The organism is Thauera sp., from assembly GCF_047601425.1.
Classification (GTDB): domain Bacteria; phylum Pseudomonadota; class Gammaproteobacteria; order Burkholderiales; family Rhodocyclaceae; genus Thauera.
Genome location: NZ_JASGJL010000002.1, coordinates 140,446 through 163,656, shown reverse-complemented (window position 1 = coordinate 163,656; position 23,211 = coordinate 140,446). Strand labels below are relative to the sequence as shown.

Sequence of the window (23,211 nt, the reverse complement as noted above, 5' to 3'; positions counted from 1 at the left end):
GGAATCCTGCGCGCATGTCCCGCTCCAGCCTCACTTTCACTGCCCCCCTGAACTCGAAATCCAGACCCGCACGCATGCTGCTCTCGTTGTCGGCTGCCGCCCTGCTGACATTGCCCGCCGCAGTGCTTGCACAGGGCGATGCCGGCGCGCCGCCGAAGACAGCCGCGGAACGCGCCGCCGAAGACGCCCGCAAGGCCGAACTCAATGCCCAGGCCAAGGCGCTGCGCCACGAAGCGGAAGCCACCTTCGTCGCCACCGAGGCCGGCTGCTACCAGAAGTTCCTCGTCAATCGCTGCATCGACCAGTCAAAGCAGCTGCGTCTCGAAACGATCCAGCGCGCCCGCGCGCTCGAAGCCGAGGCCCGCAAGATCGATCTCGCCCAGCGCCAGCGCGCCGCCGCCGAAGTCCACGCCGCCCAACGGGCCAATGCGCCGGCAAGCAGTACGCAGGCAGCGCCCGGCGTGCCCGCAGCCGACGTCGCGACGCCCGCCGCCACAGCCATGCCGGTGCCGGCACCGGATGCCGGCATCGCGCCATCACCCGAAGCCGAACGCATCCGCGCCGAACGTGCCCGCGACGCTGGCCAGGCCGCAGCCGGCGCGGAGGCCGGGCGCGCCGCGCGCGACGCGGAAAAGGCCGCCAAGCGCGCCGAGACCGAAGCCGAAGCCGAAGCCCGCGCTGCGGCAGCCGAGCGCGACCGCGCCCGCTACGAAGAACGCATCCGCAAATACGAAGAAGACCAGGCCGCCAGGAAGAAATGAGCAGGCGGCGGGCAGCCGGCGCCTCGGCGTCCGGAGCCTGCCCGCCTACAGCGGCCGCACGCCCCGCGCCCAGTCGAGCGCATCTTCCAGGCGGTCATTGCCCCAGAACAGCTCCTCGCCAACCATGAAGCTCGGCGCGCCGAACAGGCCGAGTTCGGCCGCCTGCTCGGTCTGTTGTTTCAGGGCCTGCTTGTTGCCATCCGACAAGGCCCGGCCGATCACCGCATCGGCATCCAGCCCCTGCCGCGCAAGAATGTCCGCGATCACGTCGGTCTGGCCGATGTCACGGTCCCCGGCGAAGTTGGCGCTCATCACCGCGCGCGAGAACGGCGCCACCCAGCCCTCTTCCACCCCGACCAGCGCAACCCGCGCCGCCAGCAGGCTGTTGCGCGGAAAGCCGCTCGGCTTGCGGAAGGGCTGGCCATACTTCGCCGCCAGGCGTTCCAGGTCACGCCACATGTAGCGCCCCTTGGGCGGATAGATGTTGAACGGCGAATCGTTCCAGCCCAGCGCCATGAACACCGGCCCGAGCAGGAATGGCTTCCATTCGACCTGGACGCCCGCCGCTTCCGCCAGCGGCTCGATGCGCATCACCGACAACCAGGAATAGGTACTGGCGAACTCGTACCAGAACTCGACGACGGGACGGGACATGGCTGCGCTCCTCGGCGAAGGACAGTCCGCACTATAACCGAGCGGCAGAAATGCGCCCTGCCTCGCCCGCCTGGCTCAAGCTGCCGACGGCCGGTTCGCCACCCAGATGCCGGCCCCTACCAGCGCCAGCGCGGCAAACACCGCCGGCGTCAGCGTTTCGCCCAGCAGCACGCCACCGGCCAGTACCCCCAGCACCGGAGTGAGGAAGGAGAACGACGACAGCCGCGTCGCCGGATAGTGGCGCACCAGCCAGAACCAGCCGACGTAGCTGGCCGACGCCACCAGCACGATCTGGAAGGCAAGGCTCGCCCAGACTTCGGCCGAGGGCGCGAACACGCCCGGCTCGCCCAGGCCCAGCGACAGCGCCGGCAACACCAGAGCCGACACCGCCAGCTGGTACAGCAGCATCTTCTCGGCCGACGCGCGCGCCAGCGCCGTCGCCTTCACCGTCAGCGTGGTCGAGGCCCAGAACATGGCCCCGCCGACCAGCATCAGATCGCCGATCCAGGCCTGCCCGGACGGTCGCAGCAGGTTCTCGCCGAACAGCGCCAGCACTCCGGCAAAGGCCAGTGCCATCCCCATCCACTGCGCGCGCCGCATCCGCTCGTTCGGCAGCAGCCATTTCGCGCCCAGGGCGACGAAGAAAGGCGCGGTGTACAGAAAGATCACACCGCGCGAGGCGGTGGTGTATTCCAGCCCGAGGAAGATCATCGCGAACTCGGCGGCGAACAGCACGCCTGCGAACAGTCCCGGCCACAGCGTGCCGTCACGCTCGAACAACGGAATGCCGCGCAGCCGCGCCCAGGCGAACACCAGCATGGTCGCCCCGATGGAGCGCAGCCCGGCCTGCCAGGCCGGCGAAATGCCCGCGCTGGTGATCTTGATCGCCACCTGCTGCAGCCCCCACAGGGTGCAGAACAACAGCATCAGGCTGACGGCAAGGCGGTCGAGATGGGTCTTGGGCGGCATCGGACTCTCGGAGAATGGGCAGCGGGACGAGCGGGCGCAATCATACGCCCACCGGCGCAGCGCATATCGAGCTTGCCGCCTCAGCTCTCCAGCCATGGCTCTCGGTGTCGATCCGCGCGCGCATTGGCGTCATCCCGATCGAAGCGGAAATCCGGTGGCAGTCATTCGCGCAAGCGGCGCAATCGGGCGAGTTGCTCCCTGTCGGGATTGCGGTCTTCATGCTCCCGGTTTGCACTTTTCATATTCCGCCCCTTCAACATATTCTTACGGTTCATTGACGCCCATACCGCGCATGCGGGAACGTTTGCCCCGATAATGCCGGCCCGCCGCCCACAAGGCGGCCCATCCAGAACAGGAGGCTTCCCATGAAGAAAACCCAAAGCAGTCTCGCCGCCCTTGCCCTGGGCCTGTCCCTGAGTGCCTGCGCGACGGGTTCCGCCGACGACGCGATGAAGCCCTGGCCGCGCGCCGTCGAAGGCTACAGCCGCCACGTCATCCAGCTGCCGCAACTGGCCGATGAAGGCTCGCGCAAGGTGGAACTGATCGCAGGCAAGACGATGGAGGTGGACTGCAACCGGCACAGCATCGGCGGCCGGTGGCAGGAGAAGACTGTCGAAGGCTGGGGCTACAACTACTATGAACTGGACCAGGTCGGCCAGCCCGTCAGCACGCTGATGGCCTGCCCGGACAACAGCCGCAAACAGGCTTTCGTGCAGGTCGGCGGCGAACCGATGCTGGTGCGATACAACAGCCAGCTGCCGCTGGTCATCTACGCACCGAGCGACATCGAAGTGCGCTACCGCATCTGGGCTGCTGCCCCGGACAGCCTGCCCGCACAGCAGCGCTGAGCATGACGTGCCGGAGGCGCGCAGACGCCACCGGCACCGTAGCGCCATCGATCTTCACCCCGTTTACGCCATTCGCGGCGCAGCGCAGGCCAGCCTTTCGAACTGCCCCGCCGGTCCATCGACTTCGGCTAGCAGGCTCTCCCGCTGGCGGGCAGTGCGCGCCCGACTCAGGCGGAGGCACGGCTGGCCGGACTACGGCATGGCAATGATTCAGCTGCTGCCGTCGCGGCGGGACTCGGCGTGCTGGCCGGCACTTTCTCCGGAAAGCGCGTCACTCAACGGGTCGCCGGCCTGCGCGCCCTCGTTCCGGTAGGCTTCGGCGGCCAGATCGCGCACTTCGGCAGCCTCTGCGGGGGCTTCGCCGGACGGGGCTGGCCCGGCACTCTCTGCAATCGCGTCGGCCTGCGTGGCAGCCGGTTCCGCTGGAGCGGCCGGCGCCTCTTCGGTAGCGGCGGACGCGGCGGCTTCGCCCGGTGCCTGAACAGCGGCACCCGGCACTTCGACATCCGACGTATCGACATCCGACGTATCGGCGCCCGCACTTTCCACCGCGGCGGCCCCGGCCCCGGCCCCGGCCAGCAGCCTGTCGGCCTCGCCGGCATCACGGGCAGAGCCGACCAGCAGCGCATCGACGCGCTGCTGGAACAGCGTGCGCGCCGAACCGGACGACAGTTTCTCGTAGCCCGAGGAGAGGTGCTCGAACAACTCCTTGTACGAGCCCGCCATCGACACGAACAGCGTCGCAGTCTTGTCGAAATGGGTCTCCACTTCCTTGCGGTAGCCCTCGATCTCTCCCGCCTGGCGCTGGACTTCGGCGGCCTGCCGTTCGGCTTCGGCTTCCAGCTCCTGGATACGGGCCTTGCCGCCGCCACAGCTTCGGCCGACGAAGAAGCCGATCAGTCCAGCGACGAACACTGCGGCGATGGCGGCAAACCAAGCGGTCTGTTCATTCATTTCAATCATGTCCCCTCTCCCCTTAGCTGTTTTGGTTCAATCCACGACGCGCGGCTCGACCGATCCGATGAACTGCAGCCGCGCGCGCAAGGCCCGCGTCACCTCGACGCGTCCGTCCTCGGCGATGCGCAACGCGTGTTCGATGCCGAAACGGCGTGTTTGTTCGCGCCAGCCTTCGCCCGCCAGGTAGGCGGGCTTGCTGGCGGCATCGGACAGCGTGCCGGTACCCTCGTTGTCCAGGTTCCTGGCACCGACGCCGGGCGTGACCAGCACCGTCATCGATTGCGTGCCATGTGCCGGCTGCCCAGTGCGCGGATCGAGCAGGTGGGCGTAGCGTTGACCGTCGAGCATGAAGTAGCGCTGGTAGTCGCCCGAGGTGCCGACCGCCTCGCCGTCGTACAGCGGCATCGCCGCCAGCGGCGCGGGTTCGCGCGGATGCTGGATGCCGATGCGCCACGGCTGGTCGCCCTTCTTGCCCAGCGCCAGCACGTTGCCGCCGATGTTGACCAGCGCATTGTCCACGCCCTGCTGCTTCAGGATGACAGCGGCGCGGTCCAGCGCATAGCCCTTGGCATAACCGCCGAAATCGAGCTGAACCGCCGGATTGCGGCTCTCGACACGGTTGCCGTCGATGACGAGGTCGGCCATGCGCGGCCGGGCGTCGAGCAAGGCCTGCAGCCTGGCGGGATCAGGCCGCAGCGGCACGAAGGTATCGGCATGGAAGCCCCACAGCGCCACCAGCGCCCCCAGCGCGGGATCGAACAGTTCGTCGCTGGTGGCGGCGATGCGCTGGGCGTCTTTCAGCAAGGCCGCCAGTTCATCGGACACCGTCGCCGCCTCGCCGCGCGCGATGGCGGCATTCAAGGCCGTGAGTTCCGACGGCTCCCAGGCGTGGTAGGCGCGGTGCAGGCGGTCGAACTCGCGCAGCACCGCCTGCGCCGCCTTGTCGGCCGCCGCCTGGTCGTCGGTATACACCGCGACATCGACCCGGGTGCCGAAGACGAAGGCTTCGTGATGGAAGACATCCGCGCGCGAGCAGGCGCCCAGCAGCAGGACGCAGGCCAGCAGCCCCAGCCAACGCAAGCAGCAGGAGGAAAGCGCCGGCCTCGCCCCCATCAGGCGCAGGCCCGCTCCAGCTTGTCGATGACCAGGCCGGCGACGTCGAAGCCCTGCTGGGTGGCGATCTCGACCATGCAGGTGGGGCTGGTGACGTTGATCTCGGTGAGATGGCCGCCGATGACGTCCAGGCCGACGATCAGCAGGCCGCGCTGCCACAGGATCGGAGCGAGGTATTCGGCGATCTCGCGCTCGCGCGCGGTCAGCGGCATCGCCACGCCGCGGCCGCCGGCGGCGAGGTTGCCGCGCGTCTCGCCGGCCTGCGGAATGCGCGCCAGCGAATACGGCACGACTTCGCCGCCGATGATCAGCACCCGCTTGTCGCCGTCGGCGATCTGCGGCAGGTAGCGCTGCGCCATGATGGTTCGCGCACCTTCCTGGGTCAGCGTCTCGATGATGACGTTGCGGTTAGGGTCGCCCTTCCTGACGCGGAAGATCTGGCTGCCGCCCATGCCGTCGAGCGGCTTCAGGATGACATCGCCGATCTCGTCGATGAAAGCCTGGATGTCGACCGCGTCGCGCGCCACCAGCGAGGTGGCCATGAACTGCGGGAATTCGGTGATGGCGAGCTTCTCGGAGTGGTCACGGATCGCACGCGGATCGTTGAACACCCTTGCGCCGGCCTGCATCGCGTCTTCCAGCAGCCAGGTGGCGGTGACGTACTCGAAGTCGAACGGCGGGTCCTGGCGCATCAGCACGGCGTCGAACTCGACCAGCGACAGCGCCTGCTCCGGCCCGGCGGGCTCGTACCAGGGCTTGTCGCCGGCCAGCAGCCTGATCGGCAGCGCGCGTGCAGACACCGCGCCGTCGCGCCAGGCCAGCGCACCGCGCTGCAAGGTCCACACCTCGTGGCCGCGCGCCGCGGCGGCACGCATGACGGCGATGCTGGAATCCTTGTAAGCCTTCAGACCGTCGAGCGGATCGAGGATGAAGGCGAACCTCATGCCGCCTCTCCGATTTCTTCGGCCGGCTCGGTTTCCTCGATCTCGACCGACGCCGCCAGCAGCGCCAGGCGCGCGACCACGCCGTAGGCGTAGAAGCGGTTGGGCGGCGCATCCGGCCCCTGCGCGACGTCGGGCAGCGTGCAGCAGGTGTCGAAGGCCAGCGGCTTGAAGTGCATGCCCGGCGCGTTGAGGTTCTCGTCGCGGCCGCGCTCGGTATGCACGCGGTAGAAACCGCCGACGACGTAGTGATCCATCATGTAGACGACCGGCTCGGCGACGCCGTCCTCGACCGTCTCGAAGGTATGCACGCCTTCCTGGATGATGACCTCGTGCACCTGCAGGCCTTCCTTGACCACCGCCATCTTGTTGCGCTGGCGGCGGTTGAGGCCGACGACCTCGGACGCGTCCTTCACCGTCATCACGCCCATGCCATAGGTGCCGGCATCGGCCTTGACGACGACGAAGGGCTCGTCGCTGACGCCGTATTCCTTGTACTTGGCGCGGATGCGGGTCAGCAGCGAATCGACCTGCGCCGCCAGGCATTCCTCGCCGGTGCGCTCCTGGAAGTTGATCTGGCCGCAGACGCCGAACTCGGGGTTGATGCGCCAGGGGTCGATGCCGATCGCGGCGGCGAATTCGCGCGCCACGCGGTCGTAGCACTCGGCGTGCTTGGACTTGCGCCGCGCATGCCAGCCGGCATGCAGCGGCGGGATCAGCCACTGGTCGTCCAGGCCCTGCAGCACCGGCGGAATCCCGCCCGACAGATCGTTGTTGAGCAGCACCGAGCAGGGGCTGAAGCCGTCCAGGCCGACGCGGTTGCCGCTGCGCCGCAGCGGTTCCAGCGTCAGCGTGGCGCCGTTGGCGAGTTCCAGCACGGTCGGCTCGGTGATCTCGGGCAGCAGGCTGCCGATGCGCACTTCCAGCCCGGTCAGGCGCAGGATGGACACCAGCTTGGCCACGTTCTGCAGGTAGAACTGGTTGCGGGTGTGGTTCTCGGGGATCAGCAGCAGCTTGCCGGCGTCGGGGCAGATGCGTTCGATCGCGACCTGGGCAGCCTGCACGCACAGCGGCATGAAGGCATCATTGAGGTTGTTGAAGCCGCCCGGGAACAGGTTCAGGTCGACCGGCGCGAGTTTGAAGCCGGAGTTGCGCAGGTCGGTCGAGGCATAGAAGGGCGGCATGTGGTCCTGCCACTGGGTGCGGAACCACTTTTCGATGTCGCAGGCGTTGTCGAGGAACTGGCGCTCCAGTTCGAGCAGCGGCCCGGTGAGCGCGGTGGTGAGGTGCGGAACCATGGATTTTCTACCCGGAAGAAACCGCTGCCGGACGGCCAGCGGCAAATCGATTCGCCGGAATGTTACACCATGGCCCGCGCCGGCCGATTGCGGACCTTTGATTCCGATCAGAGCGGCGGAGCGCCAGAACTTGAGACATTGTGCGGCCGGGCGCACAGCCTGGCGACCGCCACTGCCGGCAGGCAGCGCTCGGACTGAGGGTCGCCACGGATGGCAAACCGGAGAAATTCGCTTACCTTTACGGGGCGAGATCGTTGCATGCTCCACCATCGACGCCGTTCTCACCCATCCAAGCCAAACAACAAAGGAGACATTCCATGAAGAAAACCCTGCTCGCCGCCGCCCTGCTCACGCTCGGCGGTTTTTCCAGCGCCGCGCTGGCCGACCTCACGGTCGCCATCGCCGGACCGATGACCGGCCAGTACGCCTCGGCCGGCGACCAGATCCGCAAGGGCGCCGAAATGGCCGTCGCCGACATCAACGCCCGCGGCGGCGTGCTCGGCCAGAAGCTGAAGCTGGAAGTGGGCGACGACGCCTGCGATCCGAAACAGGCGGTGTCGGTCGCCAACACCATGGTGAACAAGGGCATCGTCTTCATGCACGGCCACTGGTGCTCCAGCTCCACGATCCCCGCTTCCGACGTCTACGCCGACGCCAACATCCTGGTCGCCACGGTGTCGACCAACCCGCAGGTCACCGAGCGCGGCCTGCCCAACGTCTTCCGCATCATGGGCCGCGACGACCAGCAGGGTCTGGTGGCTGGCGGCTACATCGCCGAGCACTTCAAGGACAAGAAGGTCGCCGTGGTCGACGACAAGAGCGCCTACGGCAAGGGCCTTGCCGACGAGATGGCCAAGGCGATGAGCGGCAAGGGCCTCAAGCCCTCGCTGCGCGAATCGATCACCGCCGGCGAAAAGGATTACTCCAGCCTGATCGCCAAGTTCAAGCAGGCCGGCGTCGAAGTGATGGCCTACGGCGGCTACCACACCGAAGTCGCGCTGATCCTGCGCCAGGCCCAGGCCGCCGGCCTGAAGCTGACGGTGATGGGCGGCGACACCATGACCAATGCCGAACTCGTCACCGCCGCCGGTCCGGCCGCCGACAACGTGCTGTTCACCTTCTCGCCCGACGCGCGCAAGAACCCCGACGCCGCGCCGGTGGTGGAGAAATTCCGCACTGCCAAGGTCGAGCCGGAAGGCTACGTGCTGTACGCCTACGCCGCGATGCAGCTGTTCGAGCAGGTGGCGACCGCGGCCAACAGCACCAAGTACGCCGACCTCGAGAAGTCGATGCGCAACGGCAACTTCAAGACCGTGATCGGCGACCTCGCCTTCGGTCCGAAGGGCGACCTGAACGTGCCCGGCTTCGTCGTCTACCGCTGGCAGGGCGGCCAGTACGACTACGTCAAGTGATGGTCCGGCGCCGCACGCGCGGCGCCTGAGCTTACCGGCCGCCCTCCGCGCCGCCTGACACGGCAGCCGCGCGGACGGGACCACAGCAAAGGACGGCCCCCGCCACGCGCCCAAGGGCAGGCGTGGCGGGCGACACCGTCCTGCCTCCACGGGAGACATCGTGGCCTACGCACTCCAGCAACTGATCAACGGGCTCACGCTCGGCGCCATGTACGGCCTGATCGCCATCGGCTACACGATGGTGTACGGCATCATCGGCATGATCAACTTCGCCCACGGCGACATCTTCATGGTGAGCGCGTTCATCGCGGTCACCGCCTTCACCCTGCTCGCGGCAGCCGACGTGACCTCGATCCCGCTGGCGCTGAGCTTCGTGCTGATCGTGTCGATCTTCTTCACCTCGGCCTACGGCTGGGCGGTCGAGCGCACCGCCTACCGCCCGCTGCGCGGCTCGACCCGGCTGGCACCGCTGATCTCGGCGATCGGCATGTCGATCTTCCTGCAGAACACCGTGCAGCTGACCCAGGGCGCGCGCGTCAAGCCGATCCCGCCGGTCCTCGAGGGCGGTCTCGTGCTGTGGGACACGCCGGCATTCGCCGTGCAGATCAGCTGGAGCCAGATGCTGATCATCGTCACCACGATGACGCTGATGGTCGCCTTCACCTGGATGATCACGCAGACCCCGTTCGGCCGCCAGCAGCGCTCCTGCGAGCAGGACCGCACGATGGCCGCGCTGCTCGGCGTCAACGTCAACCGCACGATCTCGCTGACCTTCATGCTCGGCGCCGCGCTGGCCGCGGTCGCCGGCGTGATGGTGACGGTGTATTACGGCGTGGTCGATTTCTTCATCGGCTTCCTGGTCGGCATCAAGGCCTTCACCGCGGCGGTGCTGGGCGGCATCGGCTCGCTGCCGGGGGCGATGCTCGGCGGCCTGCTGATCGGCCTCATCGAGTCCTTCTGGGCCGCCTACCTGTGGGCGGAGTACAAGGACGTCGCCACCTTCGGCATCCTGTGCCTGGTGCTGATGCTGCGCCCCTCGGGCCTGCTCGGCCGGCCCGAAGTGGAGAAAGTCTGATGAGCACCGTCGTCTTTGCCCGCCACGCCATGACCCCCGCCGAGCGCCTGCGCGACGCCGGCTGGGTGGCCTTCGTCGGCTTCATCCTCGGCGTGCCGCTGATCGGCCTGACCACGGTGGACGTGGGTGGCCGCCTGGCGGTCGACACCCGCTTCGGCCTGCTCGCCGCCACCGTCGCCGTCGTGTTCGCCGGCCGCCTGCTGCTGCGCTGGGCGCTCGACCAGGCGCGCAACCGCAAGCAGAGCCGCAGTGCGGCCAAGGCCGCGGCCACCGCCGACGAGCGCGCCCACGGCGCGCAGAAAGTGGTCACCGTGCTCGGCTGGCTCGCCCTCGGCGCCGCGGTGGCGCTGCCGATCTTCTATTCCGACAACCGCTACGTGGTCGACACCGCCACCACGGTGCTGATCTATGTGATGCTGGGCTGGGGCCTGAACGTGGTGGTGGGCCTGGCCGGGCTGCTGGACCTCGGCTACGTCGCCTTCTACGCGGTGGGCGCCTATTCCTACGCACTGCTGTCGACCCAGTACGGCTGGAGCTTCTGGGAAGCGCTGCCGGTATCCGGCGCCCTCGCCGCCAGCTTCGGCATCCTGCTCGGTTACCCGATCCTGCGCCTGCGCGGCGACTACCTCGCCATCGTCACGCTCGGCTTCGGCGAAATCATCCGCGTCATCCTCGTGAACTGGACCGAGTTCTCGGGCGGCCCCAACGGCATCAGCTCGATCCCGCGCCCCAGCTTCTTCGGCCTCGAGTTCGCCCGCAGCGCGCCCGAAGGCGAGCAGACCTTCGCCGGCTTCTTCGGCCTCGACTTCTCGCCGATGCACCGGCTGATCTTCCTCTACTACCTGATCCTGGTGCTGGCGCTGCTGACCCATGCCTTCGTCTCGCGGCTGCGCAAGCTGCCGGTCGGGCGCGCCTGGGAAGCGTTGCGCGAGGACGAGATCGCCTGCCGTGCGATGGGCATGAACACCACCAACATCAAGCTGTCGGCCTTCGCCATCGGCGCCATGCTGGGTGGCTTCGCCGGCGTGTTCTTCGCCGCGCGCCAGGGCTTCATCTCGCCGGAAAGCTTCACCTTCGCCGAATCGGCGATCATCCTCGCCATCGTCGTGCTGGGCGGCATGGGTTCGCAGATGGGCGTGGTGCTGGCGGCGACGCTGCTGGTTCTGATTCCCGAGTTCGGCCGCAACTTCGCCGAATACCGCATGCTGCTGTTCGGCGCGGCGATGGTGCTGATCATGATCTGGAAGCCGGGCGGCCTGCTGTCTCACCGCGAACCGACCGTGCGCCTGAACCCGCTGGGCAAGCCCGGCGCCACGAAGGAGGCCGCGCAATGAACACGCCCGGCCCGAACACCCCTGCCACGCTGCTGTCGGTGCAGAACCTGACGATGCGCTTCGGCGGCCTGACCGCGATCGACGACCTGTCGCTGGACGTGCCGGCGGCCAGCATCACCGGCATCATCGGCCCCAACGGCGCGGGCAAGACCACGCTGTTCAACTGCCTGACCGGCTTCTACAAGCCGACCACCGGCAGCCTGCGGCTGGCCCACCCGCGGCATGGCGAAATGCGCCTGGAAGCGCTGCCCAGCCACCGCGTGGCGCGCGACGCCCAGGTCGTGCGCACCTTCCAGAACATCCGCCTGTTCCCGAAGATGACGGTGCTGGAGAACCTGATCGTCGCCCAGCACAACGTGCTGCAGCGCGCCTCGAAGTTCTCCGTCGCCGGCCTGTTCGCCCTGCCCGGCTACCGCCGCGCCGAGCAGGAGGCGATCGAGCGCGCGGTTATGTGGCTGAAGCGGCTGCGGCTCGAACACCTCGCCGACCACGCCGCCGGCGAGCTGCCCTACGGCATCCAGCGCCGCATCGAGATCGCCCGCGCGCTGTGCGTCGATCCGGTGCTGCTGTGCCTGGACGAACCCGCCGCCGGCCTCAACCCGCGCGAATCGGCCGAGTTGAACGAGTTGCTGCTCTACCTGTGCCGCGAACTGGGCATCGCCATCCTGCTGATCGAGCACGACATGAGCGTGGTGATGAACGTCTCCGACCATATCGGCGTGATCAGCTACGGCCGCAAGATCGCCGAAGGCACGCCGGAGCAGGTCAGGAACGACCCGCAGGTGATCAAGGCCTATCTCGGCGAGGACGACGAGGAAGAGATGCAGGACGCGGCGGCAACGGGAGGGGCCACGGCATGATGCTGACGATGGAGGGCGTGCACGCCCATTACGGCCACATCCACGCGCTGCGCGGCATCGACGTCGAAGTGCAGGTCGGCGAGATCGTGACGCTGATCGGCGCCAACGGCGCCGGCAAATCGACGCTGATGATGAGCCTGTTCGGCAACCCCCGCGCGAGCGCCGGGCGCATCGTCTTCGACGGCGAGGACATCACCCGCGTGCACACGCACGAGATCGCCCGCCGCGGCATCGCCCTGGTGCCCGAAGGCCGGCGCATCTTCCCGCGCATGACGGTGATGGAAAACCTGCAGATGGGCACGGCGCACGCCGACCCGGCCAACTACGACGCCGACCTCGCGCGCATGTTCGCGATGTTCCCGATCCTGGAGCAGCGCCAGTCGCAGCGCGGCGGCACCTTGTCCGGCGGCGAGCAGCAGATGCTGGCGATCGCCCGCGCGCTGATGAGCCGGCCCAAGCTGCTGCTGCTCGACGAGCCTTCGCTCGGCCTGGCGCCGATCTACATCCGCAAGGTGTTCCAGATCGTCAGGGAGCTGAACCGCGACCACGGCATGACCATCCTGCTGGTCGAGCAGAACGCCAACCAGGCGCTGCGGGTTGCTCACCGCGGCTACGTGCTGCAGCATGGCGAGATCACGCTAGCGGGGACAGGCGCGGAACTGCTGGCAAGCCCGGAAGTGCGGGCCGCCTACCTGGAGGGCGGCCACGGCTGACCAGCCAATAAAAAAGAGCATTTCGGCAAGGAGACAGGCATGAGCCCGCCGAACCTGAACGCCGACCTGGCGAACATCTCCCTCCACCTGCTGGCCGCGCTCGGCGCCGGCGGCGTCATCGGCCTGGAGCGCAGCTACCACGGCCGCCCGGCGGGTTTCCGCACGCATTCGCTGGTCTGCGTGGCGTCCAGCCTGCTGATGCTGGTGACGCTGTACCAGTGGTCCTGGCTGCCCGGCGTGCCGATGGAAACCGTGCGCACCGACCCGACACGCATGGCGCAGGGCATCATGACCGGCATCGGCTTTCTCGGCGCCGGCGTGATCTTCAAGGAAGGGCTCAGCGTGCGCGGGCTGACCACCGCAGCCTCGATCTGGATGACCTCCGCGATCGGCATCCTGATGGGCATCGGTTTCTATTTCCCCGCCGTGCTCGCCACCCTGATCACGCTCGGCACCCTGGCGGCCTTCCGCTGGATCGAGATCCGCCTGCCCTCGCACCTGTACGCCCAGCACACCATCCGCTTCGAGCGCAGCCGCGCGATGAACGAGGAGGAAGTCCGCGCGCTGCTCGCCCGCCACGGTTTCACCGTGGCCAACATGAACTACCGCGTCTCGGACGACGGGCTGTTCTTCGAATACCGCATGACCATCCGCACTAGCAAGCAGGGCAACCTGCGCACGCTGGCGGAAGAACTGCGGCATCTCAACGAGGTACGCGCTTTCCGCCTGTCGCCAACGGGTGACTGAAACGGCCGCCGGCGCCGCAACGCCACGGTTCAACGCGCAAGGCCGATCTCGCGCAACCGGGCGTGGATGCCGTCCGCCATCCGGCGGTAGCCCTGCGCATTGGGGTGGATGCGGTCGGCGCGCAGCCCGGCCTGCGACAGCACGTCGGCAAACACCTCCGGCACCAGCGGCACGCCTTCCTCGTGTGCCAGGGCCGCATAGATCGGCGAATCGGACAAGCTGCCCATGACGGCGCCAGACAAGGACAGCGCCGGCACGCCGACCAGCACCACCTGCGCGCCGCCCGTCCGCGCCGTGCGCACGATCTGGCGCAGATCCTCCTTGACCTCGGATTCGCTGCGGCGGCGCAGGAAGTCGTTGCCGCCGATCTCGACCAGCACCAGCGCCGGCGCGAACTCGTCGAGCAGCTCCGGCAGCCTGTGCCGGCCCGCCTGCGCGGTGTCGCCCGGGATGCCGGCGTTCACGACTTCCCAGCCGGTCGCTGCCGCCAGCAGTGCGGGCCAGTCCTCGCCTTCGCCCGCGCCGGTGCCATAGGTGACGCTGTCGCCGAAGGCGAGCACCCGTGCGCCGCCGGCCAGCGCAGGCAGCCTGGCCTCACGCCCACAAGCAGCGGACAAGGCGGCGAGCGCCAAGGAAAGAACGAAATTTCTTCGATTCATGGTGAATAGCTGGCCGGCATTTCCGGAGACGCCGCCACTATCGCCTGAAATCCCCCGGCGCAGAAGCGCACACCGCCACGAATCGCGCCTAATTCCTCGGTGTTCTTAGCAATTAATCGCAAATGCCTTTTTTAGCCACCCAGCGCCCCATTAACATTCGCCCTCATTCACAGCTGTCTCACCAGAGCCTGCAGACAGGCCACGGCTCGAAAGCCCGCCCCGACCCCAAGGACGCACCATGCTGAAGAAGACCATCGCCCTGCTGGCGCTGGCCGGTACGACCCTCGCACTACCTGCCCACGCCGACACGGCCGCCGCTGCGCAGCCGGCCACCGTTTCCCGGCCAGCCGCCGCACACGCCCACACACCGCTGCTGACACCTGCCGGGCTGCGCCCCCTGCTCGGCCAGGCCGACGTCCGCGTCCTCGACATCCGCCCGCCCAAGGACTACGCCGAAGGCCACATCCCCGGCGCCATCAACACCCCTTACGGCGCTTTCCGCGGCCCGCAGAGCAATGCCGGCCAGCTCGTGCCCGAGGAGAAGCTGACCGAACTGCTGCGCAGGGCGGGCATCGACGACAGCACCCACGTCGTCGTCGTCCATGGCGGCGCCACGCATACGGATTTCGGCGCCGCGGCGCGGGTGTACTGGACGCTGAAAGTCGGCGGCCTGAGCCGCCTGTCGATCCTCGACGGCGGCACCAAGCTGTGGGCCGGCAGCGGCGGCGCGCTCGACAAGGCCGTGCCCGACGTGGCGCCCAGCGCAGTGGCGCCCAGCCAGTTCAAGTACCGCTACGACCAGGACCAGATCGTCAGCCGCGAGGAACTCGCCGGCGCGATCCGGTCCTCGTCGGCGCCGCTGCTGCTCGATGCCCGCCCGCCGCGCTTCTTCAGCGGTGAAGTCCGCGTCGATGCCGCCGCGCGCTACGGCACCCTGCCCGGCGCTCAGTCCTTCGACAACGCCCAGTTCTTCGTCAAGGGCGGCACCACGCTGAAGCCGGCCGAGGAACTGAAGGCGCTGGCCGCGCAGGCAGGCGCCGCCACGGGGCCGGCCGTGTCCTTCTGCAATACCGGCCACTGGGCGGCGACCAACTGGTTCGTGGTATCGGAGATCGTCGGCAATGACGAGGTGAAGCTCTATCCGGAATCGATGGTCGGCTGGAGCCTGAGTGAGCTGCCGATGGCCAACCAGCCGTCGCGCTTCACCGTGCTGCTTCAGGACCTGAAGCGCGCCTTCGACTGAGCGAAAGGATGATTGCGATGCCTTGGCTGAATCGTTTGCTCCTGATCGCCGGCGGCCTGGCCGGCGTGCTGGCGGTAGCCTACGCCGCCGGCGTGCGCCAGGGCCTGCTGGCCCTGCTCGGGATCGGTTTCGGTGCGATGCTGCAAGGCACGCGCTTCGGCTTCACCACCGGCTGGCGCGACTTCATCGAGCGCCGCGACCCGCAGGGACTGTGGGCGCAGATGCTGCTGATGGTGCTCGCCGCCGCCATCGCCCTGCCGTTGATCGCCGGCAGCGGCGGTGAAATCGTCGGCGCGGTGGCACCGCTGACGCTCAGCCTGGTGCTCGGCGCCTTCCTGTTCGGCGCCGCGATGCAACTGGCCGACGGCTGCGGTTCCGGCACGCTGTACAAGGCCGGCGCCGGCGCGCCGCTGTCCTTCGCGGTGCTGCCGACCTTCGCCCTCGGCAGCTTCGTCGGCGCCTCGCACCAGCCCGGCTGGATCGCCCTCGGCGGCCTGCCGGCGGTGGATCTGCTCGCCTGGGGCTGGCCCACCGCGCTCGCACTGACCGTTGCCGGCTGCGGCCTGGTGGCCTGGCTGGCCGGCCGCGCCCAAGCGCAATCCGCCGCCTCGCAGCCCACGGCGTCACCGACCCCGACGCCGCAGCATGCTGCCCAGCAGGTGATGCGCGCCGGCACGGCGAGCTTCGTTCCCGCCGCCGAAACAGCCCGCGCCGGCAGCCGCTGGGCGCGCCGCTGGTGGCTGGGCGCACTGCTGCTGGCGGCGCTGTACGGCCTGCACCTGATCGTCGCCGGCCAGCCCTGGGGCATCGTCTACGGCATCGGCGTATGGGGCGCCAAGATCGCTTCGGCGCTGGGCTGGAGCCCGGTCGGCGATCCCTTCTGGGGCGTCGAGCCGCACGCCGCCCGGCTGGCCGAGCCCTTGCTGGCCGACATCACCTCGGTGACCAACCTCGGCCTGCTCTACGGCGCGCTGGCCGCGTCGCGCTGGAACGGCCCGGCGGACTTCAGGCTGCCGTCGAACCGCCGCCTGATCGCCGCCTGCATCGCCGGCCTGGTGATGGGCTACAGCTCGCGCATGGCCTTCGGCTGCAACGTCGGCGCCTACCTGGGCGGCATCGCCTCGGCCAGCCTGCACGGCTGGGTGTGGTTCGCGCTCGCCTTCGCCGGTTCGATCATCGGCGTGCGCATCCGCCGCCGCATCGGTAGCTAAGGAGAGGAAGGGACATGGACGACAAGAAATGCTTCCGCATCGTCAACGCCGTGTTCTGGCTGGGAGTGCTGGCACTGGTTGCGCTGGACACTTTCCACACCCGCGGCGTGCGCCTCGAGCCGCCGGCCTTCGCGCTCGGCAGCGGCCAGGCGGCCTCGGGCGGACATTGCTCGGGACGCTGAGCCTCCGCGCGGCGCGCGAGTCGCTGCTCACCGCTAACGCGTGCCTGCTACCGCGTGCCTGCTACCGCGTGCCTGCTAACGCGCGTCTGCTAACGCGTGCCACGCTCCTCGCGGGCGATCGCCGACAGTTCGCGCAGGTACCAGGCCGCATAACCGTAGCCAGCCACCGCGACCAGCGCGGTGAACAGCAGGCTGCCTTCGAACGGCACGCCTTCCAGCACGTTGGCGACGACGACGAAGCTCAGGTACAGGGCGGCGACCAAACCGCCCATCACGCGGATCATGGCGAAAGTCTTGCGTTGCTTGAGATTGGGCTGGGCCATGGGCTGCAGGCGCGATGTGCGCAAAGGATCGGGACAGGGCGCAGGGTAGCGGATTCCGCTGCGGCTGGCACCATCTGCGCCCACCACCTCCGGGGCCGATGGCGGCAGAATCACGGCTCCGGCGCCGCCCGCGGCGCCTTCTGCAAGCATCCCCGATGAACGAATCCCCATCGCCGGCCCGGCCGGCCGAACACGCGGACAGTACCGCAGCCCACGCCGACGGCTGGGCCGACCTGCTGTCCGGGCGCCATCTCGCCAGCGTGCTGGTGATGGCAAGCGGCGTGCTGCTGTACGCGATGAACCTCTACTTCACCGCCGCGCTGATGCCGTCGATCGTCGAGGACATCGGCGGCCAGGCCTACTACGCCTGGGTGACGACGGCCTTCGTGGTCTCGGCCATCGTCGGCTCGCTGTCGGTCAGCCGCATCCCCGACTGGAAAGGCTCGGCTGCCGCCTACCTGATCGCCTTCAGCATCTTCTTCGTCGGCGCCATGGGCAATGCGGCAAGCCCGACGATGGAGCTGCTGATCGCCAGCCGGGCCATACAGGGCCTGGGCGGCGGCCTGCTGGTCGGGCTCGGTTATGCGGTGATCCGCACCGCGCTGCCGGCCAGGCACTGGGCGCGGGCGGCCGGTGTCGTCTCCGCGATGTGGGGCGTGGGCACGCTGTTCGGCCCCGCGCTCGGCGGCCTGTTCGCGGAGCTGGGCCTGTGGCGCGTCTCCTACGCCGCGCTGGCCGCCGTGGCGCTGCTGCTGGCAGCCGTGGTGCGGCGCTCCTTCGCCGGCTCGGCCGGTTCCGGACACCGTGCGCCGGTGCCAGTCGTGTCGCTGCTCGTCCTCATCCTCGCCACGCTCGCGATCAGCCTCAGCGCCGTGGTGCCGATGGGCTGGCCGGTCCTGGCCGCGATCGGCATCGGCCTCGCGCTGCTCGGGCTTTTCATCGCCGTAGAGCGCCGTTCCCGGCACACCATCCTGCCCGCCCTCGCCTACCAGCGCGGCAACACGCTTAAATGGGTCTACCTGACCGTCGCGGCGCTGAGCGCCGGCGTGGTGATGGAAAACTTCATTCCGCTGTTCGCGCAACGGCTGGCCGGCCTGAGCCCCCTGCTCGCCGGCCTGCTCGGCGCAGTACTGTCGCTGGCCTGGACCTGTGCCCAGTTGTTCATCGTCTCGGTGCGTGCCGATGCCACCCGCCGCCGCGCCATCCGCCTCGGCCCGCTGCTGCTTGCAGCGGCGCTGATCGGCTACGGCCTGCTGCAGACCGACGGCGCCGGGCCGTCAACCGTCGCTGCCTGGGCGGTGCTGCTCGCCGTCGCCGGTACCGGCATCGGCCTCGCCTGGCCGCTGCTCGGCGTCGCCGCGATGAGCAGCACGCAGGACGCTGCCGAAGGCGGCAAGGCCGCCGCGGCGATCTCGACCACGCAGCTCATCGCGCTGTCGATCACCTCCGCTCTCGGCGGCACGCTGATGGCGGCAGGCGGCGAATCCATCGCCGATGCGGCGCGCTACGCCACGCTCGGCATCGCGCTGCTGGTGCTGCCGGGTATCTTCACCGCGCGCATCGTGACGCGGCAGTAGCCGCACGCGATACCCGCAAGCGTTACCATCCCCCCACTACCCACCACGACGAGCCCGATGCCCGCTGCAGCCGAACGATCCGACCTCGCCCCCGATCCCGCCGGCGGACCGCCGCTCGCCAATACACTGCTGTTCGCCCTCGTCTTCGTCGAAGGCTTCGTCTCGCTCGGCGCCGAGATCGTCGCCCTGCGCCGCCTGGTGCCGCACGTGGGCAGCGCGATCACCGTCACCGCACCGACGATCGGCTTCTTCCTGCTCGCACTGGCGCTCGGCTACCAGGCCGGTGGCCGCGTCGCCGGCAACTACCTGACGCGGGTGCGGCACAACTTCCTCGCCGCCGCGGTGCTGATCGCGGTGGGGCTGTCCGGGCCGGTGGCCGAGCTGCTGTTCACCCACCTGCAGCCGGCGCCGCTGGCCTGGTTCGCACTGATCGGCGGCATCCTGTGCCCGGTGGCCTGGCTGCTCGGCCAGACGGTGCCGATCCTGACCAACCTGCTGCGCCATGCACGCGCCGGCGAACGCAGCGGCGCGGCGCTGTACTGGTCCACGCTCGGCTCCTTTCTCGGCGCGGTGTCGCTGTCGATGCTGGTGATGCAGTGGCTGGGCGTGGGTGCCGCGGTGCTGATCTGCACCGCCCTGCTGTTGATGCTGGTGCCGCTGCTGCGCGAAACCGGCCACGCCCGCCGGCTCCCGCTGCTGCTGTCCGCCCTCGTCGCCTGCGCCGCGCTCACCGCCAATCTGGTGCTGCCGCAGCAGACCGAGACCGCCTACGCCACCTACCGCGTGGCGCCGGCCACGCTCGACGGCTTCGACAATCCACGTGTGTTCTGGGTCAACAACTCCCCGGCCTCGATCATCGACAATACCGAGCCGCCGCATTACGCGCGCTACATCCAGCGCCTGCGCACGCTGCTGCTGGACGAACTGGCTTTCCGCGAGCGCCGCGTGCTGGTGCTGGGCGCCGGCGGCTTCACGCTGTCGCACCGCGAGCCGCTCAACCGCTACACCTATGTCAACATCGATCCGGCGATCAAGGACATTGCCGAGCGCGACTTCCTGCGCGAGCCGGTGCTCGGCGAATTCATCGTCGCCGACGCCCGCGCCTTCGTGCGCGACAGCAGCGAGCGCTACGACGCCGTGGTGGTGGACGTCTACAGCGCCCTCACCAGCATCCCCGCCCACCTGGTGACGCGCGAGTTCTGGCGCAGCACGCGCCAGGCGCTGAAGGAAGACGGCCACCTGATCGCCAACCTGCTGCTCGACAGCAAGCTCGCCACGCCCTATGCGCGCAACCTGCTGGCAAGCATCCAGGCGGAGTACGGTCCTTGCGCGGTCGAAGTGCTGTTCCGCGACCGGCCGATATCGAACGTGCTGGTGCAGTGCCACGCCGCCACCCCGGCGCTTGCCGGCGAACCCTACACCGACGAGCGCAACCGCGCCGATCTGGACGTGCTGCGCTCGCGCTGATCAGCCCCGCGGCAGGAAGGCGGCGAAGGACGCCGGCAGCGGCGTATTTTCCAGGCTGCGCTGGGTGAACAGGAAGCGGCCGTCGCAGACGAAGCCGAGGTCGGCCCAGGCCACCGCGTTGAGCGCATCGCGGAAGGCCTCGATATCGATGTCCTCGCGATGCGGAAACACCGCCATCACCGCGCCGTCGTAGTCCTTGCAGTCATGGACGAAGAACGGTCGCGCGACCCGCGTGCGGCCATTCACATATACCCGCGGGCGTTCGCTGCGATGATGCACGCGCCCCCACATCCACCAGTTCGACTCGTCGAAGTTCGTCACCTTGCGCTGCAGCAGGCGGACCTTGTGCGGCAGCAGCGCGGCAGGCGGCGGCTCGCCCGGCTCGGGCCAGATCATGCGCCGGGTGCGGCCGGTGCTGACGGTGGATGAACAGACGAACTCGCGGTTGCCCCGCTCCGCGTCGGCATACAGCTCGTCCGCGCCGGACACCGCGCCGACCTTGACGAAAGCCACCTGCGACAGCCGCAGCGGATAGTCCTCGCGGGCGAACATCAAGTGCCCCGCGCTTTCGACGAAATGGCGCGGCTGCCAGGCCGGCGCCGCGAGCGCGGCAGCGAGTTCGTCGTCAACGCCGATCTCGCAATAGCGCATCGCATGGTCGCGGCGGCCTTTCTCGAAGCGCCAGATCAGGCAGTTCGGCAAGGCATCGTCGAACACCCGCGCATCGCCGAGCGAGATCGCCTCGGTGATGCTGCCCGCCTCCGCCAGCAGGCGGTTCAGCTTCACCGCCGAGGTCGACTTCAGGAAATCGCGCGGCGTGATGAAGATCAGCTCGCCGCCCGGCTTCAAGTGGCGCAGGCATTTCTCGATGAAGAACAGGTACAGGTTGGAGCGCCCGTCCAGGCAGCGCCCATGGTGGCCGCGCGCGATCAGTTCGCGCGTGGCGGCCGGGATGTCCTGGCAGCGGACATAGGGCGGATTGCCGATGATGGTGTCGAACTGCTCATGCACCGGATAGGCGAAGAAATCGAGTACCCGCGCACCCGGCGGACAGTGGTCCGGGTCCAGCTCCAGCCCCACCGCGCCGGGCAGACGGCTCAGGAAGGCGCCGTCGCCGCAGGACGGCTCCAGCACCCGCCCGCCATTGCGGCGCAGCGCCAGCATGACGCGCACCACCGGCTCCGGCGTGAACACCTGGCCGAGCGCAACGACGTCGCGCAGGCCAAGGCCGTACTGGCCGGAAGCAGGCAGGAATGTGGGATCGGCTGACATGGGCGGCGATGTTACCAAGCCGGCCGCTGGTGCGGGAGAACAGTTCGCTGCTGTCTATACTGAAGGGCAGGAATCAGCCATTTCCGTTTCATGCACGAGGCCAAGGACATGGACATCCGCATTCAGCGCATCTACGAACCGCCCTCGCCGGACGACGGCTGCCGCGTGCTGGTCGATCGGCTGTGGCCGCGCGGTTTGCGCAAGGAAAGCGCCGCGCTGGACCACTGGCTGCGCGAACTGGCGCCCTCGACCGAGCTGCGCCACTGGTTCAGCCACGATCCGGCACGCTGGGACGAATTCCGCCGCCGCTACGCCGAGGAGCTTCGCCACGGCGAAGCCGCCGAGGCACTGGCGACGCTGCGCGAGCTGGCTGCCGCCCGGCCGGTGCTGACGCTGCTGTATGCCGCGCACGACACCGAGCACGACAACGCCCTTGCGCTGCGCGAACAATTGCTGGACGGCGAGGCGGACTGAAGCTGCCCCCCAGCGGACGGGGTCGCCGTCTCCGCAAGAGCGGATTCAGCCGCGAGGCAGGCCGCAGCCTGTCTGCCAAGGGGCGCTATCGCATCCCATCGCGGCTAAAGCCGCTCCTGCGGTCGTCAATACGGGAGGCGGCGCAGCCTCTCAATTTCCCCGCATCTGCCGCGCCACCAGCGCGGGATTGTCGCCCTGGTAGGCGGCCTTGATCACGTCCCAGGCTTCTTCGGCCGTCTCCGCATAGTGGAACAGGTCCTTGTCCTTGGGGCTGATGACGCCGTGCTCGACCAGCACGTCGAAATCGATCAGCCTCTGCCAGAACTCCCGCCCGATCAACACGATCGGCCGGCGCCGGATCTTGCCGGTCTGCGTCAGCGTCAGCACTTCGAACAGCTCGTCCAGCGTGCCCAGCCCGCCCGGGAAGCTGACCAGCGCCACCGCGCGCATCAGGAAATGCATCTTGCGGATGGCGAAATAGTGGAACTGGAAGCACAGCTCGGGCGTGATGTAGGGATTCGGCGCTTCCTCGAAAGGCAGGAAGATGCTCATGCCCATGCTGCGCCCGCCGGCCTCGTGGGCGCCGCGGTTGCCTGCCTCCATGATGCCCGGGCCGCCGCCGGTGGCGACGATGACCGGCTCGCCCAGCGCCCCGGATTCACGCGTCACCAGTTCGGCGAAGCGGCGCGCCTCCTCGTACCAGCGCGCATTCCTGAGCATCTGCTCGGCCTTGCGGACCGCCTCCTCGTCGCCGTCGGCGCGCGCCTCGGCCAGCATCGCCGCGGCCACGTCGGGCGCCTTGAAGCGGGCGCTGCCGAACACCACCACGGTCGATTCCACTCCCTGCTCCTGCTGGATCAGCTCGGGCTTCAGCAGTTCGAGCTGCAGGCGCACCGGCCGCAGTTCCTCGCGCAGCAGGAAATCGGTGTCGGTGAAAGCCATGCGGAACGAGCTGCCGGGGCCGTCGTAGCGGCCGTGCGGCTGCGCCGCCCGGGCCTCGTCCTCGGCGGACGGAAAGTTGCGGGCGCGGAGCGGGGACTTGTCGGTCATGAAGGCATCCAGATGAAAGCGGGGCGGACATGATCGCATCCCCAGGTTACAGCCGGCGCACACATGCACGC

The 23,211-nt window shown here is 68.7% G+C and carries 25 protein-coding genes; 15 read left to right on the top strand and 10 right to left on the bottom strand.

From position 1 onward, the window contains the following. Positions 1–14 precede the first annotated feature (14 nt). Positions 15–761 (top strand): hypothetical protein, encoded by a 747-nt coding sequence (locus QM748_RS17240; protein WP_415248228.1) that lies wholly within the window; start codon positions 15–17, stop codon positions 759–761. 45 nt (positions 762–806) lie between these two features. Here QM748_RS17240 and QM748_RS17235 read toward each other — a convergent pair whose 3' ends face one another. Beyond that, positions 807–1,415 (bottom strand): 2-hydroxychromene-2-carboxylate isomerase, encoded by a 609-nt coding sequence (locus QM748_RS17235; RefSeq protein WP_415248227.1) that lies wholly within the window; start codon positions 1,413–1,415, stop codon positions 807–809. Positions 1,416–1,490: 75 nt separating this feature from the next. Beyond that, a complete protein-coding gene (locus tag QM748_RS17230) occupies positions 1,491–2,384 on the bottom strand; it encodes a DMT family transporter (RefSeq protein WP_415248226.1) in 894 nt (297 codons plus the stop codon). 14 nt (positions 2,385–2,398) lie between these two features. On the opposite strand from QM748_RS17230, the gene QM748_RS17225 reads away from it, so the two are divergent. Then, positions 2,399–2,662 (top strand): hypothetical protein, encoded by a 264-nt coding sequence (locus QM748_RS17225; RefSeq protein WP_415248225.1) that lies wholly within the window; start codon positions 2,399–2,401, stop codon positions 2,660–2,662. Between the two features lie 87 nt (positions 2,663–2,749). Further along, on the top strand, positions 2,750–3,232 hold the full coding sequence (gene eco, locus QM748_RS17220; protein ID WP_415248224.1) for a serine protease inhibitor ecotin: 483 nt from the start codon (positions 2,750–2,752) through the stop codon (positions 3,230–3,232). Positions 3,233–3,442: 210 nt separating this feature from the next. Here the strand turns inward: eco and QM748_RS17215 are convergent, their stop codons facing one another. Genes QM748_RS17215 through gshA form a run of 4 tightly spaced genes read right to left on the bottom strand, consistent with a single transcriptional unit; the run spans position 3,443 to position 7,541 of the window. Continuing rightward, positions 3,443–4,195: a ZapG family protein gene (locus QM748_RS17215; protein WP_415248223.1), complete on the bottom strand. Its 753-nt coding sequence runs from the start codon at positions 4,193–4,195 to the stop codon at positions 3,443–3,445. A gap of 27 nt (positions 4,196–4,222) precedes the next feature. Next, on the bottom strand, positions 4,223–5,302 hold the full coding sequence (locus tag QM748_RS17210) for an FAD:protein FMN transferase (protein WP_415248222.1): 1,080 nt from the start codon (positions 5,300–5,302) through the stop codon (positions 4,223–4,225). Continuing rightward, the gene (gene gshB / locus QM748_RS17205) at positions 5,302–6,246 is read right to left on the bottom strand and encodes a glutathione synthase (protein ID WP_415248221.1); all 945 of its coding nucleotides are present in this window, start codon (positions 6,244–6,246) and stop codon (positions 5,302–5,304) included. Before gshB ends, QM748_RS17210 begins: the two co-directional genes overlap by 1 nt. Continuing rightward, positions 6,243–7,541 (bottom strand): glutamate--cysteine ligase, encoded by a 1,299-nt coding sequence (gshA, locus tag QM748_RS17200; RefSeq protein WP_415248220.1) that lies wholly within the window; start codon positions 7,539–7,541, stop codon positions 6,243–6,245. Before gshA ends, gshB begins: the two co-directional genes overlap by 4 nt. 317 nt (positions 7,542–7,858) lie before the next feature. Here gshA and QM748_RS17195 point away from each other — a divergent pair, with 317 nt between their 5' ends. The 6 genes from QM748_RS17195 (at position 7,859) to QM748_RS17170 (ending at position 13,682) form a co-directional block, all read left to right on the top strand. After that, positions 7,859–8,953 carry a branched-chain amino acid ABC transporter substrate-binding protein gene (locus tag QM748_RS17195; protein ID WP_415248219.1) on the top strand — a complete coding sequence of 365 codons (1,095 nt, stop codon included), beginning with the start codon at positions 7,859–7,861 and terminating at the stop codon, positions 8,951–8,953. A 160-nt stretch (positions 8,954–9,113) separates the two neighbouring features. Beyond that, on the top strand, positions 9,114–10,028 hold the full coding sequence (locus QM748_RS17190) for an ABC transporter permease subunit (RefSeq protein ID WP_415248218.1): 915 nt from the start codon (positions 9,114–9,116) through the stop codon (positions 10,026–10,028). After that, a complete protein-coding gene (gene livM / locus QM748_RS17185; protein ID WP_415248217.1) occupies positions 10,028–11,362 on the top strand; it encodes a high-affinity branched-chain amino acid ABC transporter permease LivM in 1,335 nt (444 codons plus the stop codon). The genes QM748_RS17190 and livM overlap by 1 nt, the downstream gene beginning before the upstream one ends. Then, positions 11,359–12,222, top strand: coding sequence for an ABC transporter ATP-binding protein (locus tag QM748_RS17180; protein ID WP_415248216.1), 864 nt, complete (start codon positions 11,359–11,361; stop codon positions 12,220–12,222). Before livM ends, QM748_RS17180 begins: the two co-directional genes overlap by 4 nt. Then, entirely contained in the window at positions 12,222–12,935 is a 714-nt protein-coding gene (locus tag QM748_RS17175) for an ABC transporter ATP-binding protein (RefSeq protein ID WP_415248683.1), read from the top strand. Before QM748_RS17180 ends, QM748_RS17175 begins: the two co-directional genes overlap by 1 nt. Before the next feature lie 39 nt (positions 12,936–12,974). Next, complete coding sequence (locus tag QM748_RS17170) at positions 12,975–13,682, top strand: MgtC/SapB family protein (protein ID WP_415248215.1); 708 nt, start codon at positions 12,975–12,977, stop codon at positions 13,680–13,682. Between the two features lie 29 nt (positions 13,683–13,711). Here the strand turns inward: QM748_RS17170 and QM748_RS17165 are convergent, their stop codons facing one another. Continuing rightward, positions 13,712–14,341: an arylesterase gene (locus QM748_RS17165; protein ID WP_415248214.1), complete on the bottom strand. Its 630-nt coding sequence runs from the start codon at positions 14,339–14,341 to the stop codon at positions 13,712–13,714. 238 nt (positions 14,342–14,579) lie between these two features. Between QM748_RS17165 and QM748_RS17160 the strand changes: the two genes are divergently transcribed. The 3 genes from QM748_RS17160 to QM748_RS17150 are packed head-to-tail and all read left to right on the top strand — an operon-like array spanning position 14,580 to position 16,977. Further along, complete coding sequence (locus QM748_RS17160) at positions 14,580–15,584, top strand: sulfurtransferase (protein WP_415248213.1); 1,005 nt, start codon at positions 14,580–14,582, stop codon at positions 15,582–15,584. Positions 15,585–15,601: 17 nt separating this feature from the next. Next, on the top strand, positions 15,602–16,795 hold the full coding sequence (locus tag QM748_RS17155; protein WP_415248212.1) for a YeeE/YedE family protein: 1,194 nt from the start codon (positions 15,602–15,604) through the stop codon (positions 16,793–16,795). Positions 16,796–16,809: 14 nt separating this feature from the next. Continuing rightward, positions 16,810–16,977, top strand: a complete 168-nt coding sequence (locus QM748_RS17150) for a hypothetical protein (RefSeq protein WP_415248211.1) — start codon at positions 16,810–16,812, stop codon at positions 16,975–16,977. Positions 16,978–17,066: 89 nt separating this feature from the next. Here the strand turns inward: QM748_RS17150 and QM748_RS17145 are convergent, their stop codons facing one another. Further along, positions 17,067–17,300: a hypothetical protein gene (locus tag QM748_RS17145; protein ID WP_415248210.1), complete on the bottom strand. Its 234-nt coding sequence runs from the start codon at positions 17,298–17,300 to the stop codon at positions 17,067–17,069. Between the two features lie 155 nt (positions 17,301–17,455). On the opposite strand from QM748_RS17145, the gene QM748_RS17140 reads away from it, so the two are divergent. After that, positions 17,456–18,877: an MFS transporter gene (locus tag QM748_RS17140; protein WP_415248209.1), complete on the top strand. Its 1,422-nt coding sequence runs from the start codon at positions 17,456–17,458 to the stop codon at positions 18,875–18,877. A 57-nt stretch (positions 18,878–18,934) separates the two neighbouring features. After that, complete coding sequence (locus tag QM748_RS17135) at positions 18,935–20,344, top strand: fused MFS/spermidine synthase (RefSeq protein WP_415248208.1); 1,410 nt, start codon at positions 18,935–18,937, stop codon at positions 20,342–20,344. Here QM748_RS17135 and QM748_RS17130 read toward each other — a convergent pair whose 3' ends face one another. After that, the gene (locus QM748_RS17130; RefSeq protein WP_415248207.1) at positions 20,345–21,616 is read right to left on the bottom strand and encodes an Eco57I restriction-modification methylase domain-containing protein; all 1,272 of its coding nucleotides are present in this window, start codon (positions 21,614–21,616) and stop codon (positions 20,345–20,347) included. It abuts the gene before it with no gap. Between the two features lie 108 nt (positions 21,617–21,724). On the opposite strand from QM748_RS17130, the gene QM748_RS17125 reads away from it, so the two are divergent. Further along, positions 21,725–22,090, top strand: a complete 366-nt coding sequence (locus QM748_RS17125) for a DUF488 domain-containing protein (protein ID WP_415248206.1) — start codon at positions 21,725–21,727, stop codon at positions 22,088–22,090. A 150-nt stretch (positions 22,091–22,240) separates the two neighbouring features. Here the strand turns inward: QM748_RS17125 and QM748_RS17120 are convergent, their stop codons facing one another. Continuing rightward, entirely contained in the window at positions 22,241–23,140 is a 900-nt protein-coding gene (locus QM748_RS17120) for an LOG family protein (protein WP_415248205.1), read from the bottom strand. Positions 23,141–23,211: the final 71 nt, after the last annotated feature.

What these genes read in the sequence shown, in the direction of transcription:
- QM748_RS17240 (WP_415248228.1), top strand. Translation starts at nt 15, where the DNA reads ATGTCCCGCTCCAGCCTCACTTTCACTGCCCCCCTGAACTCGAAATCC.
- QM748_RS17235 (WP_415248227.1), bottom strand. Translation starts at nt 1,415, where the DNA reads ATGTCCCGTCCCGTCGTCGAGTTCTGGTACGAGTTCGCCAGTACCTAT.
- QM748_RS17230 (WP_415248226.1), bottom strand. Translation starts at nt 2,384, where the DNA reads ATGCCGCCCAAGACCCATCTCGACCGCCTTGCCGTCAGCCTGATGCTG.
- QM748_RS17225 (WP_415248225.1), top strand. Translation starts at nt 2,399, where the DNA reads ATGGGCAGCGGGACGAGCGGGCGCAATCATACGCCCACCGGCGCAGCG.
- eco (WP_415248224.1), top strand. Translation starts at nt 2,750, where the DNA reads ATGAAGAAAACCCAAAGCAGTCTCGCCGCCCTTGCCCTGGGCCTGTCC.
- QM748_RS17215 (WP_415248223.1), bottom strand. Translation starts at nt 4,195, where the DNA reads ATGATTGAAATGAATGAACAGACCGCTTGGTTTGCCGCCATCGCCGCA.
- QM748_RS17210 (WP_415248222.1), bottom strand. Translation starts at nt 5,302, where the DNA reads ATGGGGGCGAGGCCGGCGCTTTCCTCCTGCTGCTTGCGTTGGCTGGGG.
- gshB (WP_415248221.1), bottom strand. Translation starts at nt 6,246, where the DNA reads ATGAGGTTCGCCTTCATCCTCGATCCGCTCGACGGTCTGAAGGCTTAC.
- gshA (WP_415248220.1), bottom strand. Translation starts at nt 7,541, where the DNA reads ATGGTTCCGCACCTCACCACCGCGCTCACCGGGCCGCTGCTCGAACTG.
- QM748_RS17195 (WP_415248219.1), top strand. Translation starts at nt 7,859, where the DNA reads ATGAAGAAAACCCTGCTCGCCGCCGCCCTGCTCACGCTCGGCGGTTTT.
- livM (WP_415248217.1), top strand. Translation starts at nt 10,028, where the DNA reads ATGAGCACCGTCGTCTTTGCCCGCCACGCCATGACCCCCGCCGAGCGC.
- QM748_RS17180 (WP_415248216.1), top strand. Translation starts at nt 11,359, where the DNA reads ATGAACACGCCCGGCCCGAACACCCCTGCCACGCTGCTGTCGGTGCAG.
- QM748_RS17175 (WP_415248683.1), top strand. Translation starts at nt 12,222, where the DNA reads ATGCTGACGATGGAGGGCGTGCACGCCCATTACGGCCACATCCACGCG.
- QM748_RS17170 (WP_415248215.1), top strand. Translation starts at nt 12,975, where the DNA reads ATGAGCCCGCCGAACCTGAACGCCGACCTGGCGAACATCTCCCTCCAC.
- QM748_RS17165 (WP_415248214.1), bottom strand. Translation starts at nt 14,341, where the DNA reads ATGAATCGAAGAAATTTCGTTCTTTCCTTGGCGCTCGCCGCCTTGTCC.
- QM748_RS17160 (WP_415248213.1), top strand. Translation starts at nt 14,580, where the DNA reads ATGCTGAAGAAGACCATCGCCCTGCTGGCGCTGGCCGGTACGACCCTC.
- QM748_RS17155 (WP_415248212.1), top strand. Translation starts at nt 15,602, where the DNA reads ATGCCTTGGCTGAATCGTTTGCTCCTGATCGCCGGCGGCCTGGCCGGC.
- QM748_RS17150 (WP_415248211.1), top strand. Translation starts at nt 16,810, where the DNA reads ATGGACGACAAGAAATGCTTCCGCATCGTCAACGCCGTGTTCTGGCTG.
- QM748_RS17145 (WP_415248210.1), bottom strand. Translation starts at nt 17,300, where the DNA reads ATGGCCCAGCCCAATCTCAAGCAACGCAAGACTTTCGCCATGATCCGC.
- QM748_RS17140 (WP_415248209.1), top strand. Translation starts at nt 17,456, where the DNA reads ATGAACGAATCCCCATCGCCGGCCCGGCCGGCCGAACACGCGGACAGT.
- QM748_RS17135 (WP_415248208.1), top strand. Translation starts at nt 18,935, where the DNA reads ATGCCCGCTGCAGCCGAACGATCCGACCTCGCCCCCGATCCCGCCGGC.
- QM748_RS17130 (WP_415248207.1), bottom strand. Translation starts at nt 21,616, where the DNA reads ATGTCAGCCGATCCCACATTCCTGCCTGCTTCCGGCCAGTACGGCCTT.
- QM748_RS17125 (WP_415248206.1), top strand. Translation starts at nt 21,725, where the DNA reads ATGGACATCCGCATTCAGCGCATCTACGAACCGCCCTCGCCGGACGAC.
- QM748_RS17120 (WP_415248205.1), bottom strand. Translation starts at nt 23,140, where the DNA reads ATGACCGACAAGTCCCCGCTCCGCGCCCGCAACTTTCCGTCCGCCGAG.